General features: G+C 70.8%; 13 protein-coding genes. 7 read left to right on the plus strand and 6 right to left on the minus strand.

Annotated features, from left to right (window positions below; genetic code table 11):
- Positions 1–9: 9 nt before the first annotated feature.
- The gene (locus WMF14_RS05990) at positions 10–762 is read right to left on the minus strand and encodes a hypothetical protein (protein WP_437799221.1); all 753 of its coding nucleotides are present in this window, start codon (positions 760–762) and stop codon (positions 10–12) included.
- Between the two features lie 465 nt (positions 763–1,227).
- On the opposite strand from WMF14_RS05990, the gene WMF14_RS05995 reads away from it, so the two are divergent.
- The 3 genes from WMF14_RS05995 to WMF14_RS06005 all read left to right on the plus strand — a co-directional run bounded on the left by WMF14_RS05995 (position 1,228) and on the right by WMF14_RS06005 (position 4,689).
- On the plus strand, positions 1,228–2,445 hold the full coding sequence (locus tag WMF14_RS05995) for a glycosyltransferase family 4 protein (RefSeq protein ID WP_437799222.1): 1,218 nt from the start codon (positions 1,228–1,230) through the stop codon (positions 2,443–2,445).
- 131 nt (positions 2,446–2,576) lie between these two features.
- Positions 2,577–3,572 (plus strand): NAD-dependent epimerase/dehydratase family protein, encoded by a 996-nt coding sequence (locus WMF14_RS06000; RefSeq protein ID WP_437799223.1) that lies wholly within the window; start codon positions 2,577–2,579, stop codon positions 3,570–3,572.
- A gap of 4 nt (positions 3,573–3,576) precedes the next feature.
- Positions 3,577–4,689 (plus strand): glycosyltransferase family 4 protein, encoded by a 1,113-nt coding sequence (locus WMF14_RS06005; RefSeq protein ID WP_437799224.1) that lies wholly within the window; start codon positions 3,577–3,579, stop codon positions 4,687–4,689.
- Between the two features lie 3 nt (positions 4,690–4,692).
- Here the strand turns inward: WMF14_RS06005 and WMF14_RS06010 are convergent, their stop codons facing one another.
- The 3 genes from WMF14_RS06010 to WMF14_RS06020 all read right to left on the minus strand — a co-directional run bounded on the left by WMF14_RS06010 (position 4,693) and on the right by WMF14_RS06020 (position 10,838).
- The gene (locus WMF14_RS06010; RefSeq protein WP_437799225.1) at positions 4,693–10,053 is read right to left on the minus strand and encodes an AAA family ATPase; all 5,361 of its coding nucleotides are present in this window, start codon (positions 10,051–10,053) and stop codon (positions 4,693–4,695) included.
- A gap of 70 nt (positions 10,054–10,123) precedes the next feature.
- Entirely contained in the window at positions 10,124–10,477 is a 354-nt protein-coding gene (locus tag WMF14_RS06015; protein WP_272100544.1) for a hypothetical protein, read from the minus strand.
- Positions 10,458–10,838: a hypothetical protein gene (locus tag WMF14_RS06020; protein WP_437799226.1), complete on the minus strand. Its 381-nt coding sequence runs from the start codon at positions 10,836–10,838 to the stop codon at positions 10,458–10,460. The genes WMF14_RS06015 and WMF14_RS06020 overlap by 20 nt, the downstream gene beginning before the upstream one ends.
- A 637-nt stretch (positions 10,839–11,475) precedes the next feature.
- Here WMF14_RS06020 and WMF14_RS06025 point away from each other — a divergent pair.
- From WMF14_RS06025 to WMF14_RS06040, 4 genes are all read left to right on the plus strand, one after another.
- Positions 11,476–13,575 carry a DUF4215 domain-containing protein gene (locus WMF14_RS06025; RefSeq protein ID WP_437799227.1) on the plus strand — a complete coding sequence of 700 codons (2,100 nt, stop codon included), beginning with the start codon at positions 11,476–11,478 and terminating at the stop codon, positions 13,573–13,575.
- A gap of 157 nt (positions 13,576–13,732) precedes the next feature.
- Positions 13,733–14,485 carry a ribonuclease HI gene (locus WMF14_RS06030; RefSeq protein ID WP_272100549.1) on the plus strand — a complete coding sequence of 251 codons (753 nt, stop codon included), beginning with the start codon at positions 13,733–13,735 and terminating at the stop codon, positions 14,483–14,485.
- 63 nt (positions 14,486–14,548) lie between these two features.
- Complete coding sequence (locus WMF14_RS06035) at positions 14,549–15,565, plus strand: peptidylprolyl isomerase (protein WP_272100551.1); 1,017 nt, start codon at positions 14,549–14,551, stop codon at positions 15,563–15,565.
- The gene (locus WMF14_RS06040; RefSeq protein ID WP_437799228.1) at positions 15,517–16,077 is read left to right on the plus strand and encodes a YkgJ family cysteine cluster protein; all 561 of its coding nucleotides are present in this window, start codon (positions 15,517–15,519) and stop codon (positions 16,075–16,077) included. Before WMF14_RS06035 ends, WMF14_RS06040 begins: the two co-directional genes overlap by 49 nt.
- 18 nt (positions 16,078–16,095) lie before the next feature.
- Here the strand turns inward: WMF14_RS06040 and WMF14_RS06045 are convergent, their stop codons facing one another.
- Together WMF14_RS06045 and gpmI are read right to left on the minus strand one after the other, a co-directional pair.
- On the minus strand, positions 16,096–17,565 hold the full coding sequence (locus WMF14_RS06045) for a serine/threonine protein kinase (RefSeq protein ID WP_437799229.1): 1,470 nt from the start codon (positions 17,563–17,565) through the stop codon (positions 16,096–16,098).
- Positions 17,566–19,197 (minus strand): 2,3-bisphosphoglycerate-independent phosphoglycerate mutase, encoded by a 1,632-nt coding sequence (gpmI, locus tag WMF14_RS06050; RefSeq protein WP_272100557.1) that lies wholly within the window; start codon positions 19,195–19,197, stop codon positions 17,566–17,568. It abuts the gene before it with no gap.
- Positions 19,198–19,248 lie beyond the last annotated feature (51 nt).

Consider the following 19,248-nt stretch of genomic DNA (forward strand, 5'->3'; position numbering starts at 1 on the left):
TCCACCTTCCTAGTTCGCCCTGCAGAGCTTGACCCATGGGACGAGGTGGCTGCCGATCCTGGGGCGAAACGTGATCGCCGCGCCGACGATATCGCCGTCGTTCCCTACGTAGCAGGTGTAGGTGCACCATCCGCTGGTGATGAGGTTTCCGAGACCCCACGTATCCGGGCATGGCTTGCACTTGCCGTCTCCGCAGGCGTCGAGGATGCAGACCTTTGCGAAGTCGCATGCGACGTTGGAGTTGCACAAGAACGGCGGGTCCATGCATGCGACGTTGACCGGGTACCCGTACGAGAGCGTCGTCGGATCCAGCGAGGCAATCCATTGCTCCGCCAGCTCCCAGGCGAGCGGCGCGTTCTCCTCGATGAGGCGCAGCAGCGTTTCTTCGTCGATGGCTTCAGGATCGACGATCTGGGATTCCGTCAGCCCGCTGAGGGCGTACGCCGCGTACCCGGTTTTCGCTTGGGTGAGCGCGAGCTCTACCGGGTCCGCCCTTCGCGCGGCCTCGATCGCTTCTTGCTCCTCGGGCGTGAATCCGCCGCTCCCCCCTGCGCCGCCGCCCGCGGGCGTGGGCAGCGGGTCGTCGGGTGCGGGCAGCGGGTCGTCGGGCGTGGGCAGCGGGTCGTCGGGTGCGGGCTCGGTGTCCTCGGCTCCGCCCTCGCCTCCTTGCCTGAGGTGGATGGTGCAGGCCGGGACCATCAGCGTGCCGGAGGCGGCGACGAGGAGCAACGCGCCGGCTTTCGCCAGGATGTTCTTCGACATGATCAACCCCTCCGAGAGCGTATTTCGGACCAGCGCGCACGGAAATAACTGACAGGGAACCGGGCGTCAATCGTGTGGCTCACTGCGCTCGAGGACGACCGGCCCCAGCGTTGTGGCGAACGTTGGAATCATCGCCAGGTTCAAGCCCCTCCAGAGGCGGCGTCGGGCAGGGCCTGAGCGCACGCTTGCCCTTCCGTCCGACCGAAGGTGGCGGCCGTCCGGACGCGCCGCCGTGCGGTCGCAAGTAGGCTGCGGATCGGGCATCCGCGCCGGGCGCGGGCTCGCGTCGCCGTGGGGGACGGCCAGCGGTCCAGGATCGTCGGGCCCCCGCGATGCTGTCGAGGCGTGATGGCCGCCCATCCCATCGAGGCGAGCGCCGCCCGTCGTACCCCGGCGCGACGTTTCGGCGCCGCCTCCGTGAATTCCATGAATGCCCGCGACGTCCGGTGCATCGAAGCGCGGGTAGTGAAGATTCTCCTCCTGTCGCAGTGGTATCACCCCGAGCCGGTCGCGCGCCCCCATCTGCTCGCAGAGGCGCTGGCCGAGCGCGGGCACCAGGTGACGGTGGTGACCGCGTTCCCGAACTACCCGCATGGCCGCACCTACCCGGGCTACCGACAGCGCCTCTGGGACGTGGAGCACGCGAGCGGCGCCAGGGTGATACGCCTCCCGAGCTACCCGGATCACAGCCGATCGCGCGTCCGGCGGACGCTCAACTACGCGAGCTTCGCCGCCTCGACAGCGCTGCTCGGGGCCGCCCTCTCCGGGCCGGCGGACGTCGCCTGGGTCCACAATCCCCCACCGAGCCACGCCATCGCCGCCTCCTGGCTCGCCGCGCTCCGCCGGATACCGTGGGTCTATGAGGTCCAGGATCTTTGGCCCGAGACCGCTGCAGCCTCGGGCATGCTCGATAACAGGCTCGTGTTCGCTGGCATCGATCGCGTGAACCGCGCCCTCTTCCGGCGCGCCGCGGCGATCACCGTCATCAGCCCGGGGCTCGAGCGCGAGCTCTCCCACAGAGGCGTCTCGACAGACAAGGTGCACCTGATCCCGAACTGGGCCGACGATCGGATATACAGGCCGGTGGAGCCCGACCCGCAGCTCGCGGCGGAGCACGGGTTGTCAGGGCGGTTCGTCGTCCTCTTCGCCGGCAACATGGGCCCTGCCCAGGCCCTCTCCAGCGTGCTCGACGCCGCCGATCGGCTGCGCGACCTCACCGACGTGCGGTTCGTGATGGTCGGGGACGGGAACGACGCGCCCAGGCTGCGGCGCGAGGCTGCGGCGCGGGCCCTCTCGAACGTCGTCTTCATCGGCCAGCAACCCCACGAGCGCATGCCGCATTTCTTCGCGCTGGCCGACGTGGCGCTCTCGCACCTCCGGCGCGATCCGCGCTTCGAGATCACGATCCCCTCGAAGATCCCGGCCTACATGGCCGCCGCCAGGCCGGTGCTCGTCGCGGCGGGCGGGGATCCGGCGGATCTGGTGCGCAGCAGCGGGGCGGGGCTTGCCTGCGAGCCCGAGAACCCGGCGGCGCTTGCGGACGCCGTGCGGCGGTTGCACGGCATGACGCCGGAGGCGCGGCGCGCGATGGGGGAGGCCGGCCGGCTCTATTTCCTTCGCTGGTTCACGCGCGAGCCGCTCGTGCGTCGTTATGAGGAGATCTTCGCGCGCGCAGCGCGGTGAAGCGTCGTCATGGAGACGCCGGCGCCCTCGGGCACCGGCGCAGGGCTGGGGATATCGAAGCACGCAATGCACCGGCGCATTGCGGTGAGCAACGTCTCATGGGCGAGGCGACAGACACAACGGTGGGCACCATGCAAGGTTACAAGGACCGGAGGATCATCGTGACCGGAGGGGCGGGCGCGATCGGCGGCTCGCTCACGGCGGCCCTGGCCGACGCGGGCGCGGAGGTGATCGTGGTGGACGACCTCTCTTCCTCATCCCGCTGGGGCATCCCGGCGCGGCGCAACGTGCGCTTCGTGGAGGGGAGCGTCGTCGATGACGGCTTGCTCGCGGCGGTGTTCCGGGAGCAGCCCTCGCATGTCTTCCACCTCGCCGCGCTGTTCGCGAACCAGAACTCGGTGGACAACCCGGAGCGCGATCTCGAGGTCAACGGCCTCGGCACCTTGCGGGTGCTGCAGCACGCGCAGCGCAGCGGGGCCCAGCGCGTCGTCTTCGCCTCGTCCGGGTGCGCGCCCTACGGCAGCGACCCGCCGCGGCCCGTCCACGAGGAGCACCTCGCGCTCGATGTCCACACGCCTTACCAGGCGACCAAGCTGCTCGGCGAGCTCTATTGCAATTACTTTTGCGATCATTCGGCCGGCCACGAAGGGCTGAGCACCGTGCGGGTGCGCCCCTTCAACTCGTATGGTCCGGGCGAGGTCCCTGGCCGATACCGCAATGTGATCCCCAACTTCGTCTACTGGGCCCTGCGCGGCGAGCCGCTGCCGATCACCGGGACGGGAGAGGAGACCCGCTCGTTCACCTACGTGGGCGACATCGTCGATGGGTTTCTCCGGGCGGGCGCCGCGCCGGCCGCCTCGGGCGAGGCGTTCAACCTGGCGTCTGGCGAGGAGATCGCCATCATCGACGTCGCGAAAGCCATCAATGAAATGACGGGCAACCGCGCCGGCGTCCGGTTCGTCGCGCGCCGAGCGTGGGATACGCAGCGCCGTCGGGTCGCGTCCACCGACAAGGCCCGTCGCGTCCTGGGCTTCGAGGCGCGCACGGGCCTGCGCGAGGGGCTCGCGCGCACCGTGGCGTGGTTCCGCGAGCGCTGGGACCAGATCGAGGCCGAGGCGCGCTTCTAGGGACATGCGCGTCGCGCTCTGGGGCCCCCTCCCGCCGCCCGCCGGCGGAATCACGCGGTGGATGCGCAATTACCTCGACGCGGCGGCAGCGGCGGGCATCGAGGCGGACGTCATCGACACCTCGCCACGAGGCGCCTCGATCGATCCGACGAGCAGGCTTCGCCCCGCGCGCGTGGTCCGCGCGGGCGAAGCGCTGGCTGCGCTTCACCGGCTGCTCGCGCGACGCCGGCCGGATGTCGTCCATCTGTGCACCACCCTGTTCTGGGCGACCGCGCGCGACGGCCTCGCGGTGGAGCTGTGTCGTCGCGCGGGTGTGCCCGCCGTGCTCCACCTGCGCTTGTCACCGCAGATCATCGCCTGGCATCGGGCCCTGCCGTGGCCGGCTCGGCAGGCCGTGCGCGCCGTGCTGGGCCGCGCTGCAGCCGTCATCACGCTCTCGGAGGAGCTGCGGTGTTACGTGCAGGCCTTGGTTCCAGGGAGCCATGTCGTCCGGATCGCCAACCCGGTCGATACCGACGGCTTCCACCCCGCAGCCGCGCCGCGCTCGCCCGGCCAGCCGCTGCGGGTGCTCTTCGCGGGGCTCGTCACGCCGCAGAAGGGGGTCCTCGAGCTCGCGCGGGCCGTGCTGGCGGTCGAGGGCCTGACCCTCGCGCTGGTGGGGCCTCGCGACGCAGGCGGCGCTGCCGGCCCGTCCCGCCGCCTCGACGAGGTGCTCGCGGAGCTCGAGCGGCAGGGCCGCCTGAGCCTGCTCGGCGAGATGCCCGAAGACGCGATGCCCGCGGTCTACCGCGGCGCGGACGTCTTCTGTCTACCGAGCCATGGCGAGGGCCTGCCCAACGCGTTGCTGGAGGCGATGGCCAGCGGCCTGCCCTGCGTCGTCACGCCGGTCGGCGCAGTGCCGGAGGTGATCCAGGGCGAGGGCGGTCGGGTGGCCCTCCTGGTGGCGCCGAGAGACGAGGAGGCGCTGCGGGGTGCGCTCCGCTCCCTGCGCGACGACCCTTCCCTGCGGGCGCAGCTCGGCGAGGCGGCGCGCCGGCGCGCCGTGCACCGCTATGCGAGCGGGACGATCATGGCGGAGTACGCGGCGCTGTATGCGCAGCTCGCAGCGGGCTTCTGAGCCCTAGTTCGCAGCCGCCGGCCGTTCGGCCGGAGAGTAGCGGAGCACCATCACGGTGACGTCATCACGAAGCCGCTGCCCCGCCATGGGGCCCACGAGGCCCTTCACGATGGTGCTCGGCGACAACCCTTGCGCCGCGAGCGCGTGGAACCGCTCTGCCAGCCCCTGGGTCTCCAGCATTCCGCCTGCGGGGGTGACAGACTCCGTGAGCCCATCGGTGTACAGCAGCATCGTGTCTCCGGCGCCGATCTCTATCACGTCGTCCCGGAGCAGCGCGGTGATGTCGTCCTCGATCCCGATCCACATCCCGCTGGTCTCGACGAGCTCCACCGTGTTGGAGAGCGCCCTGTGGATCAAGATGTCCAGGTGGAGGCCTGCGTAGCGGACCGCGCCGCGGCCGAGCTCCAGCGCGACGATCGTCATGTACTGATCGGGGCTCACGCGGAGCAGGTTCTCCCGGACCGCGCGGTTCGCCCGGCTCAGCACGACTGCAGGGGTGAGAGGCTCGCCGTCGCGCGGTGACGTCGTCAGGATGGTCCGTACGGCGGTCTGGACCATCATCATCGTCAGGCCGGCGGTGATCCCATGGCCGGATACATCGCCGATGAGGACCCAGCTGCTCCCGGCCGTCTGGACCACGTCGTAGTAGTCGCCGCCGACGCTCTCGGCCGGCGTCATCAGGGCGGCCATGTCGTAGTCCTTCAGACGACTTTGCTGCGGAAGGAGCACTGTCTGTATCTTGCGCGCGAGATCCATCTCGCTCCACAGCTCCGCGACCAGGCGCCTGAGCTCGGCGGTGCGCTCGGCGACGAGCGCTTCGAGGTTCTCGTTCGCCCGCCGGAGCTCCTGCGATGCGGCCTCCAGCCGCCCGTAGAGCATCGCGTTCTCGAGGGACACGGCGGCTTGCGTCGCGAGAAATTGCAAGAGCCCGCACCGCGCAGGGCTGAACGCCTCCGCGGTGATGCGGTTCTCCAGGTACAGGACGCCGGTGACCTTTCCGCCCTGGAGCATCGGAGCGCACATCACCGACTTGGGCCGAGCCTGCGTGAAGTACCGGTCAGAGGCGAAGCGCATGTCACGGTGCGCGTCCGTGAGGACGGTCAGCTCGCCCGTGCGCGCCACGTAGCGCACGAGCGACTCCGGGACCTCCGAGCCGCCCCGCAGCGCACGGGCGTCGAGCTTTATCGTATCGGGATCGATGGTCATGCTCGCCTCCAGGGTGAGCACCCCGGCGCGATCGAGGATCAAGCACCCCCGCTGGGCTCCGGCGTTCTCGAGCAGCGTCCGCATCAGCCGCTCGAGCAGCCGATCGATGACGAGCTCCGTGGAGATCGCCTCGGTCGCGCGGATGGCCGCCGTGAGGTCGAGGCTCTCGCCTGGACGAAGCGTGCTGGAGGTCTGGCCGGTCGTCTGGCTTGTCGTCCTTGGCAGGCTCGCTGCCGTTTCGTCTGCTGGATTGAGGGGGGATGCGCGCGCCGCGCTGCTCCGGAGCACGTGAGCGTATTTCGACTTCAGCTCCTCGACCTTGCACGTCCCACCCCAGCGCTGGTACACGTAGATCGCTTCGGCCAGGTAGGCGCCCGCTACCTTGCTCCTGCGCTCGTCCAGGTGAAATCGGCCAGCCAGCTCGTTGCCAATGGCCTCGGCGTGCGCGAAGCCGTGCTCCTGGGCGAGGGCTATCGCGCGATCGTACAGATCCAGCGCGCCTTCGGTGCGCCGCTCGATCCGCGAGAGCTCCGCCTGCGCCAGCGCGGCGCGGTGCGCGAAGTTGGCGGGCGAGGACAGCGCCCAGGCTTCGAGCGTGGCAGCGTCGGCACGCAGGCGATCCAGGAGTCCGGCGCGCTCTTCCGGAGCCGCCGTGCGGGTCAGCTCGGCCAGGATCAGCGCCCGATAGAAGACGTGCTCGGCGTGATAGAAGAAGCCAGGGACCAGCTTGCAGCTGTCGCTGGTGGCCAGGGCATCCCGGAAGCGGCCAGCGAGATACTGGGCGGTCGTCTTCGCGACCCCGTAAATCGCCAGCGTCGGCAGCGGCGCAGAGGCCATGAAGGCGCTCTCGTCGAAATCCGCGCTCTCCAGGGTTGCGGGGTGTCGAGTCTGGCCAGTCAGCGCCCGGATGGCCTGTTGGGCGACCTTGCAGATGCCCTGGTTGACGACGTCACCCGTCCTGTCCGCGAGGTCGCGGGCGGTCGAGAGGCTGTCCTCCAGGTCGTGCAAGCTCTCGCCGGCATACATGCGATAGTACAGGATGAACGCAGCGCAGTAAGACGCGTAGATCTGGTCGCCCATCTCGAGGCTGATCCTCAGCCCTGACCGCAACACCTCCAGGCTGTGCGATATGTGTTGACGCCAGTGGGCGATGAAGACCCCGAACAGGAAATGAACCTGGCCCTTGCTGGCCGGACTGCCGCCGCGGGTCGCTAGCTCCAGGCCCAGCCGGCCGAAGCGAAACGCGTGCTCCCGGCTGCCCGTGATGGCGAGGTGGACGATCGCGTACTGCGCATAGAAGAAGCCCGCGAGCGGCGCCGTGCCCCGACGGAGCAGCTGGACTCCCTTGAGCACGAGCAGGAAATGAAGCTCTGGAACGGCCTGGAACGCTGCCGGAATGCTGGTGGCCAGGGTGTGGAGCACCGCGAGCTCGCGGGCGTCGCTCATCACCGACACCGTCTCCAGAGACTCGATCTCCGACTCCGCTATCGCAGATTGATACGCTCCGAACTCGGCGCCGATCGCCGCGCCGAGAGCCGCCTTGTCTTCTAGAGGAGGCAACTCCAGATCCAGGAGCCTCAGCGCGTCGATGCCCTTCGTGCACGCGACGTCGAGCCTGCCCGTGTTGGTGAGCAGGAGCACCTCGAGGTTGCGCCCCATGACCCGATCCACCACCGACCGCGCGTTCCGCTCCACGACCTGGAGCAGCCCGAACGCGGAGTCGAGGTTCCCGGTCAGGTACTCGCACTCCGCCATGGTCAGGTGAGCGGCGCAGACGACCTCGTACTCTTCAATCCACCCCGTCTCCCCGAGCACGTCGAGCGCCGCCCTCAGGTAGTGCGCCGCCGCGTCGGGCGCCGCGCGAGCGCGCGCCTTGCGGCCGGCGTTCAAATTCAAGCGCGCGAGCCCGCGCCGCTCGGCCGGCTCGACGATCAGGCGCGCGCCGCGGTTCAAGTGATCCACGATCGCGAACAGCTCACGATCGCCCGGATCTGCGCCGCCGCGCTCCCGCAGCAGCCGACCGACGCGCAGGTGGATGGCGTCCCGCTCCTCCGGGCCGAACAGCGAGTAGGCCGCCTGCTGGACGCGATCGTGCGAGAAGCGGAACGCGGCGTCGAGCGCGCCGTCGCCCCTCCCGGTCGCGTCGTGATGAGCCTCGGCCCTGTAGCGGTATTTGCCGTCCAGCGAGGCGATGAACCCTTGGCGCAGCGCCTCCCAGAGGTGGTCCGCCACGTCGCTGTGGGAGCGCTGAGACACGACGGCCAGCGTGGCCATGTCGAAGTTATGCCCCACGCACGCGGCGAAGCGCAGCACGTCCTGGCTCGACTGCGGCAATCGCCGCAGCTCGGACACCATGAAATCGATCACGTTGTCCGTCGCCAGCCGTTCCCACACCCGCGCCGTGTCCCACCTCCAGGCGAGGTCCGCGTGGTCGAAGCGCAGCAGGCCGTCTCGGTGCAGCGCGGTCAAGAACTGCGCGAGGAAGAAGGGGTTTCCGCGGGTCTTCTCGAACAAGGCAGCGCTGAGCCCGCTCACCGCCTCGAAGCCGCACCCGAGCGTGTCGCTGAGGAGGTGCGCGATGTGCGGCTGGCCGAGCGGGCCGAGCGTGATCTCACGCCTCCGGACGCCGGCCTGGCGCAGCTCCTGGAGCAACAGAGACAGCGGGTGCGCGGCGTCGATCTCGAGCTCCCGGTAAGCTCCGATCACGAGCACGTGGCGCGCGCCGGCGGCCGTCAGCACGTGCTGCAAGAGGCGGGTCGAGCTGGCGTCCGCCCACTGCAGGTCATCCAGGAAGAGCACCAGCGGGTGCTCTTCAGCCGCCAGCGCACCTAGAAAGCTCAAGAAGACATGTTCGAAGCGGCGCTGCGACTCGGTCGGCCCCAGCGCTGGCACGGGGGGGTGCTCGCCGACGACGTGCTTCAGCTCGGGGATCAGATCGGTGAGGAGACCCGCGTTCGGGCCGACCGCCTCGAGGATTTCACGCCGCCGCTGCTCGAGCACGCCCGGGGGCTCCGCGAGCACGGACCGGACGAGAGCACGGCAAGCGTGGGCGATCGGGCCGTAGGGGACGCTCCGCGCCAGGGAGTCGAACTTTCCTGCGCCGAAGTACGCCCGGCCGAGGATGTGCTGGTGCAGCTCCTCGACGAGCGCGGATTTCCCGACGCCCGCCTGTCCGGACAGGAGGACGAGCTCGCTCCTGCCCTGCTTGGCGCGGCCGAAGCCCTCCAAAAGCGCATCGAGGTCGCGCTCCCGGCCATAGAGCTTCTCGGGGATCGAGAGCTCATCGGATCTGTCGCGCTGGCCCAGACCGAAGACCTCCGCCGCGCCAGCCCGCTTCACCTGATCCAGAATGCGCTGCAGATCGTGCTGCAATCCAGCTGCGGTCTGGTAGCGCTGCTCCACGGTATTGCTGAGCAGCTTGAGGATCACGTCCGACAGGACCGGCGGCAGGTCCGGCCTGGATGCCACGGGCGCCCGGGGGCTGCGAGCGATGTGGCTGTGCACCAGCTCCAGCGGATCGCTGGCGTCGAAGGGCAGCGCGCCGGTGAAGAGCTCGTACAGGGTGACCCCGAGCGAATACAGATCGGCTCGAAAGTCCACGCTCCGGTTCATCCGCCCCGTCTGCTCGGGCGCGATGTATGCCAGCGTGCCTTCCAGCTGCGTGACCCCCGAGAGCGCGTCGACCTTCTGGGAGAGGCGCGTCGCGATCCCGAAGTCGACGAGCACGAGCGAGCTCGGGCCGTCCGTGACGAAGAAGTGATGAGGCTTGATGTCCTTGTGAATGACGTGCCTGCGGTGGACCGCCGCGAGCGTTCGCGCCATGGCCAGCGCCAGCTCGAGCGAGCGCGGCAGATCCAGGCGGCCCGATCGGATCAGCTTGTCGACGGACGCGTCGCCCGCGTCCTCCATGACCAGGGCGAGGCCGTGCCCGTGCCGCTCCAGCCCGATGGCCTTGACGACCTCGGGCGTGTCGAGCCACGTCAACACGTCATATTCATGGCGGAGGCGCGCCAGCTCGAGCGCCGTCGGCCGCTCGCTCCTGAGCAGCTTGACCAGCACCGATGCCCCGTCGATCGTGCGGTAGCCGCGGTAAACCTCGGAGCTCTGGGTCTCGCGCACCTTCGCGTTCAGGGTGTACCGGTCGGGCAAGGTGCTCATGGTGGATTCATGGGGATCGGTCTCGTTCCAGGAGCTGGGCTGCGCGCGCTGATGGTCTGGTCACCCCAGATCATTGCACCTTTGTCTTCTTCAGGGTGCGCGCCAGCGCCGACATGCAGTTGCGGTGCGCTCGCTGCCAGTCGTTGTCGCGGAAGACGACGACCACGCCGAGGCTGGTCTGATCCAGCAGTTTTATCAGATCCACCAGGGGCTTCACCGTGGCCGAGTTCATGTACTCGAGCCTGGTCAGATCCACCGTGACGACCGTGTTCTTGGTCTTCCCGGTCCAGTCCTCGAAGAGAGGATTGAGGAACATGGCGGGGCTGCGGATGTCGCTGACGCCCGACCACTCGATTCGCGACGAGTCCGCGGCCACCGAGATGCGTACTTTCAGCCCGTCGCGCTCAAATGTCGACTCGGTCATGGATTCTCCTGGTGGCTGTCACGGTGACCGTCTCGTCTGCGTACGTCGCGTCGAGCGCAAAGCCGCCTTCCATCGCGATCCTGTAGATGCCTACGTTGGCGCCGTCGCGCGGGCTGGCGAGCAGCTCGTGGAGCTGCTCGATGTAGAGCTCCGTCTTGTCCGGGGCGCTGCGCAGGGACTCTATCCGGCAGAGCAGTCGATTGACCGAGCCGCGATCGGTGCAGCCGTTGGTCGTGACGAGTTCGATCCTGTCCTCGGTCATGCTGAGCGTGAAGCGAATGGCGCGCGCTGCGGGGACTTCCTCGCCGTACTTGATGGCGTTCTCCAGCAGCTCGCAGGCCACCATCTCTGCCGCGTCCACGAGCGCGCTCGGGTACTTCGCGAGGGCTTTGCGTACCGAGGCTCGGGTCGCGCGTAGATTGCTCCATACAGGGCGGAGCGAGGTGCTCAGCAGTGGTTGCATCGCCTACGCCTGCGTGGATCGAGGCCGGTGGTGGGCAGGAGAGCGCACATGGGTTCCGCCAGCGGTGACAGCTCGAGGGAGAGTCAAATCCAGCGCGGCTCGGAGGAGCAAGGTGGTATCCCGAACGGATGCAGAAGAAGGAATGAAATCCAGAACGGCCTGGAGATGTCAAGCATCTGCCGGGCGCGATGCCCGGCAGTGAGAGGGCCGCCTCACACCGGCATGTGGCGTGCAGTGCGCCCGCGCCCGGTCGTGCTCGCGGGCGCCTCGTCTCCTGGTCGACGCTAAAGCTCATGCGGCGGCTGGGCCGCATACCTGACGGCGAGCTGTCCGCCGTCATGGGCGTGGCCGAGGACCCGGCGCGCTTCGAGCGCCGCGCGTCGAAATAGGGGCTCTCCCGATCCGTTTGGCTGCTGGCGTCCTCTCGATTCCATATCAGTCTAGAGCGACGATGATCGACCGCCTGCGCGTCCGTCGGGCTCGAATCGAGCCTTGAAGGGACGTCGCCGTTCCCGCCGGAAGCGGAGGAATCGAGGTGTCAGTGCGAGCGGACCCCTTCAGAAGCGCTCCGTTCACGAAGGCCCTGTCGCCGCTCGTCATCGCTGCTGCGTTGACCGCGGTCGACTGCGATCGTCCCCGGCAGGCGCCGGGGCCGGAGGCCGGCGACGGCGGGCGCGGTGGGAGCGGCGGAGGCGGCGAGGACGGCGCGGGCGGGGCCGGGGGGGACGGAGCGCCTTGCGCCACGGCCGCGGACTGTCCCGGCGTCGACGGCGCGTGTCAGCGGCGCACCTGCGAAGGAGGCCGGTGCGGCCTCGACGCCGCGCCGCGGGGAAAGCCCGTGGGCGAGCAGGTCCTGGGCGACTGCAAGGCGCGCGTTTGCGATGGGCATGGCGCCGTGATCGAGCTCGATGACGACCAAGACGCCTTCTCCGACGGAGACCCGTGCTCGGCCGACGTCTGCGTCGCCGGGGCGCCGAAGAACCTTCCGGCGCCGGCGACGACGGAGTGCAGCGGACCCGACGCGACCGGAGCGCGCTATTGCGATGGGAACGGCGCCTGTGTCGAGTGCCTCGTCGCCGGCGATTGCCTGAGCAACGTCTGCGTCGAGAACCGCTGTGTCGCGCCCGATTGCGGCGATGGCGCGACGAACGGCGCCGAGACCGGCGTCGACTGCGGCGGCTCGGATTGCGTGCCGTGCGCGGATCTCGAGGCCTGCCTCACCGGCGCGGACTGCCGGAGCGGGATCTGCGAGGACGGCAGGTGCCGCGCGTCGTCGTGCACCGATGGCGCGACGAACGGGGCGGAGACCGACGTCGACTGCGGCGGACCGGCGTGCTCGCCTTGCGCCACCGGCAAGGCGTGCGCCGCGGACGGCGACTGCCTGGGCGGCCGCTGTTCAGGGACGACGTGCCTCCCGTCGTGCACCGACGTCGCCCGGAACGGCGCGGAGACCGACATCGACTGCGGCGGCCCCGCGTGCGTCGGGTGCGCCGCCGGCATGCGCTGCGCCCTCGGGCGCGACTGCCTGAGCCACGTGTGCAGCTCGGCAGGCACCTGCGCCGCGCCGGTCTGCGGCGACGGCGTGGTCAACACCGCCGCCGAGGCGTGTGATGACGGCAATACGAGCAACACGGACGCGTGCCTCACCACGTGCGTCGCCGCCTCGTGCGGGGACGGGTTCGTCCGCGCGGGCGTCGAGGCGTGCGATGACGGCAACGCGAACAGCACCGACGCCTGCCCCACGAGCTGCGCGCGCGCCGTGTGCGGCGACGGGTTCGTCCGCGCCGGCGTCGAGGCGTGTGACGACGGGAACCGGAACGCGGGCGACGGGTGCAGCCCAGGGTGCCTCCTCGAGGGCTGCGGCGACGGCGCGATCCAGGCCGGCGAGGAGTGCGACGACGGAAACACGAGCAGCACCGACGCCTGCCCCATCACCTGTCGCGCCGCGAGGTGCGGCGACGGCTTCGTGCGGGACGGCGTCGAGGGCTGCGACGACGCCAACACGTCGAGCGGTGACGGCTGCAGCGCGGGCTGCGTCGTGGAAGCCAGGTACACCTGCCGGGGCACGCCGAGCGTGTGCTCGTACTCGAAGGAGCGCAACTGCGGCGACGCGGAGGACGACGACCTCGATCGCGAGACGGACTGCGCCGACCCGGACTGCGCGCTCGGATGCGACAATGCCGTCGGCGCGTGCTCGCCCGGGCAGGTGCTGTGGGTGCAGTCGTCCATGGACATACCCAAGACCGTCACGGATCGCGCTGTCGCTGCCAGCGTCCTCCCGATCGTCTCGAGGGGCACGATCCGGCGCGTGACGCTCGAGCTCGATATCGCCCATTCGTTCGACGGAGATCTCGATATCTCGCTCACCTCTCCGTCGGGTACGACGGTCGATGTGTCGAGCGACAATGGCGGCTCCGGCGACAACTACCGGAAGACCGTCTTCGACATGGGCTGCGCGACCGCGGTCACGGGAGCGATGGCGCCGTTCCGCGGCTGCTTCCGCCCGGAGGCGTCGTTCGCGGCCTTCCTCTCGGGGCCGGCGAACGGCACGTGGACGCTCCGGGTCGGGGACGACGCCGGGTCCGACTCCGGCACGCTGACCGCGTGGTCCCTCGCGCTCTGCATCGAGCCGTGATCGCAGGGCGGCGCCGCCGCGCGCGGGCCGCCCGCCGAGCGCGCCGCGAGGGCTGCGACGAGGGCAGGCGCGGCCGCGCCCGGCCGGCCCGATCGGCCGCGCTCGCCTGGCGTGGTCTCCCGTACCGGCGGCCTTCGATCCATGCGAGGGTGCGCCCGTGCCCTGGGTCCGCGCATCGCTTCGAGGTCAAACGGTCTATGCTCGCGCCGACGCCGCCGGCGCCTTTGTCGCGGAGGAGGGCGGTGGCGTCGAGATCCGCTACAAGCCGCACGACGGCCGCAGATACAAGGCGCGCGCCGAGAACCTGACCGTGGTCGACCCGAAGGTCTTGCCCGACGAGACCTGTGGGCCTGCGGAAGCGGTCGTGAAGGCGCGCGCCGGCGAGCAGCCCGAGGGGGGCGCGGCCGCCCCGGCGCCGGCCGGGCGCGCGCAGCGCAAGGCGCCGGCGCGGGGGGAGTCCGGCGCGGCGCCCGTCCCGGAAGGGGCCGTCATCGTCTACGCGGACGGGGCGTGCTCGGGGAACCCGGGGCCCGCGGGGCTCGGCGTGGTGATTATCGACGGCGGCCGGCGGATCGAGCGCAGCGAGTTCCTCGGCACCGCGACCAACAACATCGCCGAGCTGACGGCGATCCTCCGCTCGCTCGAGGAGGTGGAGGAGCCGGGGCGGCCCATCGTCATCCACACGGACAGCCAGTACTCGATCGGCGTGCTCCAGAAGGGGTGGAAGGCGAAGGCGAACGCCGAGCTCATCGCCTCGCTGCGCGAGGCGCTCGCCGCGCGGCCGCGCGCGCGCCTCGTGTATGTGCCGGGGCACGCGGGCGTGCTGCTCAACGAGCGCGCCGACGCGCTCGCGCGCGAGGCCGTCCGCGAGCGCGCGTCCCGTCGGACGGTGTACCCCGGCTCCGGCTGAGTCCGGGGCGCGCGGGGCCGGAAACGCGTGGAACCGCCTGGGGCCCAGTGGTAGAGGCGCGCGATGCGTGTTCCGCTCCGCCTCGCGCTCGCCGGGCTCGTCGCCGCCGCCGCCTTCGCCTCGCCGCTCGCCCACGCGGTCGTGAGCGAGCGGATCGTCGCCGTCATCGGCGATCGCGCCATCCTGCTCTCGGATCTGCGGCAGCGGGCTCGCCCCTTCCTGCTGCAGATCCAGGCCCGGGTCCCGCCGGGCGCGCAGCAGGCGGCGGCCGAGTCGCAGGTCTTCCGCGATCTCCTCCAGAAGATGGTGGACGAGGAGCTCGAGGGGCAGGCCGCCGAGAAGGCCAATATCCGCGTGACCTCCGAGGAGATCGAGAACGCCTTCCGGAACATCGCGGCGGCGGAGCAAGTGACGGTCGAGGAGCTGTTCCGGATGGCGCGGGCGAGCTCGGGGCTCACCGATCAGGAGTACCGCGACGAGATCCGCCGGCAGATCCTCGAGGGGAAGATGCTGCAGCTCCGGGTGAAGGGCCGGGTGCGCATCACCGAGCAGGACGTGCGGTCCGCCTTCGATCGGCTGGTGCGCGAGGAGCGCCGGCGGCGCGACTACCACCCGGCGTGGATCGTCCTGCGCGTCCTGCCCGGCTCGAGCGCCGAGGCGGTCGAGGAGCGCCGCGCGCTCGCCGCGGCGCTCGCGGAGCGCGCGCGCGGCGGCGAGGATTTCGCGGCGCTCGCGCGGCAGTTCTCGGACGACACAGCGACCCGCGAGGAGGGCGGCGACCTCGGGGTCCGCGCGCCGCAGGGGACGCAGGCCGCGGCGACCGGCCAGCGCGAGGTGATGGCCCCGGAGCTCGAGGCCGCGCTGATGGCGATCGAGCCGGGCGGCGTGACCGCGCCGATGCGCGCGGGCGACGCGTTCGTGGTCATGAAGCTCCTGAGCCGCCAGCCGTCCCGCTTCACGACGCTCGAGGCGGCTCGCCCGGAGGTCTTCCAGCGGCTGCAGGCGGAGATCATGACGAAGGCCAAGCAGAAGTGGCTCGACGATCTGAAGCGCGGGACGCACGTCGAGGTCCGGCTCTGACGCGCAAGGGCGCGCGGGCCGCGACGGGCGGGGCGCGCGCGGGCGGCGCGAGCGGCGAGGGAGACGCGGCCGTCCCCGAGTGCACCGCGTGCGGCACCTGCTGCTTCTCGACCCTGCCGGAGTACGTCCGGGTCTTCGGCTGCGACCACGATCGCATGGACGATCGCGCGCGAGGGCTCACGCGCTTCATCGGCAACCGCTGCTACATGCGCATCGAGGACGGCCGCTGCGCCGCGCTCACGCTGGACGCGGAGCGCGGCCGCTTCCTGTGCTCGATCTACGAGGTGCGGCCCGACTGCTGCCGCGCGCTCGAGCGCGGCAGCGGCCAGTGCCTCGGCGAGCTGAACGAGAAGCGGGAGCGGCCGCTTCTCGCGCTCGAGGCGCTCCGCCGCCGCGCGGGCGGCGAGGGCGGCGACGGCGTTGCGGTCTCCGCGGGCGGCGCGAGCGGCGAGGGAGACGCGGCGGGCGCCTGCGGCACGAACGGCGCGGGGACAGCCGGCGGCGCCGTGTAGGCGTGGCCGGCGCCGCGGTCAGGGCGACGCGTCCCTGTCCTCCACCGGCGGCGCGCCCGCGTCGATCGCGCTGCGATCGATCCGCATGCTCACGTCGAGCGTGACCGTCTGCCCCTCGGAGACGGTGATCGTGCGCTTCTCCTCGGGCGCGTTCGGGTGCCGGAACGTGACGTAGTGCCGTCCGGCCTGGAGCGGGATCGCCCGCGCCATCGGCGTCACGTCGATGAGCTCCCCGTCGATGACGACCTCCGCCCACGGCCTGGCGAGGACCTTCAGGTAGCCGCGCTCCTCCGAGCGCTCGCCGGGCTGCCGGACCTCGGCGCTGGGCGGCTCCGCGGCGTCGTGCTGGCGGAGGCTGAGCTCGATGAGCGCGCCGCCCGCGACGACCAGCGCGAAGATGCCGACGAGCCGGCCCACGTCGGGCGCGAGCGACGGCGCGCTGCGCTGCGCTGCGGCGGCGCGCGCGGAAGGCGCCTGCGCGGGCGGCAGCTCGTCGCCGCCGAGCTTGGCCGCCGCGAGGGCGCTCGCGATGAGCGCGCGCGGCTGCGGATGACCGCGCTCCGCGAGCTCCTCGGCCAGGGCGTCCGCGACGGCGCGGCCGTTGTCGTAGCGCTGCTCCGGCTCTTTCTCGAGGCACCGGAGCACCACGCGCTCCAGGCCGCGCGACACGTCGGGCACGAGCCCCCGCAGCGGCTGCGGCGGCGCGTTGCGGATCCGGTGCGCGACGGCCCTGCCCTCGGCCCACCGGTCCTCCTCGCGCTCGCGCGGCGCGCCGGGCGCGGCCGATGCGCGGTTCGACGCGTGATTTGAAGCACGGCTTGCTTCCTCCGGCCCCCCCTTCGGCTCGTCGAACGGGCGCACCCCGGTGAGCATCTCGAACAGCACCACGCCCAGCGCGAACACGTCCGCCTGAGACCCGGGCTCCGCCCCGAGGATCTGCTCGGGCGCCATGTAGTCGGGCCGCGCGAACGTGTCGCTGCCCTCGAACGGCTCCGGCAGCGAGGGTTGCCGGCCGTCGGACGCCGCCGCGAACTCGAGGATCTTCACGCCGCCCGCGGGCGTGACGATGACGCGCTCGGGGCGCAGCTCGCGGTGCACGACGCCCCGCTCGTGCGCGTGCCCGAGGCCGCGCGCGATCTCCAGCGCGATGGCCGCTGCGGCGCCCTCGTCGAGGCGGCCGGCACGCGCGCACAGGGCCGCGAGGGTCGGCCCCGAGAGCGGCTCCAGCACGAGCCATATCCGGTCCTCGTCGCGCTGGAAGTCGTGGATGTCGATGATGTTCGGGTGCCGGATGCGCGCGAGGATCTTCGCCTCGCGCTCGAGGCCGGCCGCGAACGCGCTCGCGGCCGACACCGTGGGCTTGAGCGTCTTGATCAGCGCCGCCCGGCCGAGCCCCGCGTGCTCGGCCCGGTACGTCACGGTGAGCGCCCGCGACGAGACGGCCTCGCGCAGGATGTACGGGCCGAGCTGCCTCTGGTCGGCGCCCACTTACCGCTGTCGGACGCGGAGCGTGCGCCCCGTCATCGCCGCGGGCTGCGGGAGGCCGAGGATCTCGAGCATCGTCGGCGCCACGTCGCAGATGCGGCCGCCGGACCGGAGCACGACGCCGGGGTCGTTCTTGTTCAGGTAGTAGAGCGGCACCGGGTTGAGCGTGTGGGCGGTGTGCGGGTTGCCGTGCTCGTCCTTCATCTGCTCGCAGTTGCCGTGGTCCGCGGTGATGATCAGCGCGCCGCCGGCCTCGCGCACGGCGTCCCCGATGGCGCCGAGCCCCTTGTCGACCGCCTCGTTGGCGTGGATGGCGGCCTCGAGGATGCCGGTGTGCCCGACCATGTCCGGGTTCGCGAAGTTCACGAGGATGAAGTCGTACTTGCCGCTCTTGATCGCGGCCACGACCTCGCTCGCGACGCCCGCCGCGCTCATCTCCGGCTTCTTGTCGTAGGTGGCGACGTCGCGCGGCGAGGGCACGAGCTTCCTGTCCTCGCCCGGGAACGTCTCCTCGCGGCCGCCGTTGAAGAAGTACGTGACGTGCGCATACTTCTCGGTCTCCGCGCACCGGAGCTGCGTGAGCCCGGCGCGGGCGATCATCTCGGGGAACGACTCGGTCACCTCGTCCTTCGGGAACGCGACCGGCAGCTTCAGCGCCGCGTCGTACTCGGTCATGCCGCTGTAACAGTGCTCCTGGAAGGCGAAGACCGGCTTGCCCCGGTCCGAGAGGAGCTCCAGCACCTCGGCCGGCAGGTTCCGCCGCGTGAGCATCGCCGAGATCTCGCGCATGCGGTCGGGCCTGAAGTTGACGGAGAGGCCGACCTCCTCTCCCTGCCACTCCCAGCGGGGCTCCTGCGAGGCGAAGTCGGCCACGAAGTCGCCCTTGATGCCGCTGTAGTCGCCGATGCGGACGGGCTCGACGAACTCGTCCGTCTTCCCGGCCGCGTACGACTGCTGGATCGCGTCGAACGCCGTGTCGGCCCGCGGCGCCTCGCCGCGCACGATCGCGGTGTAGGCCTTCATGACGCGGTCCCAGCGCTTGTCGCGGTCCATGGCGTAGTACCGGCCCGAGATGGTGCCGATGACGCCGATGCCCTGGAGCGCCTCCTCGATCTTCTCGACGTAGCCCCACGCGCTCTTCGGCGGCGTGTCGCGGCCGTCGAGGAACGCGTGCAGGACGAGGGGCACCTCGTGGAACTTCGCGAGCTTGATCAGCGCGAGGAAGTGGTCGAGCGACGAGTGGACGCCGCCGTCGGAGACGAGCCCGAAGAGGTGCACCCGGCACTTGCGGTCCTGCGCGACGCGGAACGTCCGGTCGATGATCTCGTTCGAGCCGAGCTTGTTCTCGGCGATCGCGACGTCGATGCGCGAGATGTCCATCAGCGCGATCCTCCCCGCGCCGAAGTTCAGGTGGCCGACCTCGCTGTTGCCCATCTGCCCCACCGGGAGCCCGACGTCCGGGCCGCTCGTCCCGATCAGCGTCTTCTCGGAGTCGCGCTTGATCGCCTCGAGGTTCGGCATCGCCGCGAGGGCGATCGCGTTCTGGTCCTTTTCTTCGCGCTCGCCGAATCCATCGAGGATGCAGAGGACGAGCGGACGGGGGCGTTGCGTGGGGGAGGGGGCTGCTTCGCTCATGGCGGCGGAATCTACAACGAACCCGCGGCGATCGGAGGGGGGCTGCTCACG

Origin of the sequence: Sorangium sp. So ce693, from assembly GCF_051521375.1 — a bacterium.
Classification (GTDB): domain Bacteria; phylum Myxococcota_A; class Polyangia; order Polyangiales; family Polyangiaceae; genus Sorangium; species Sorangium atrum.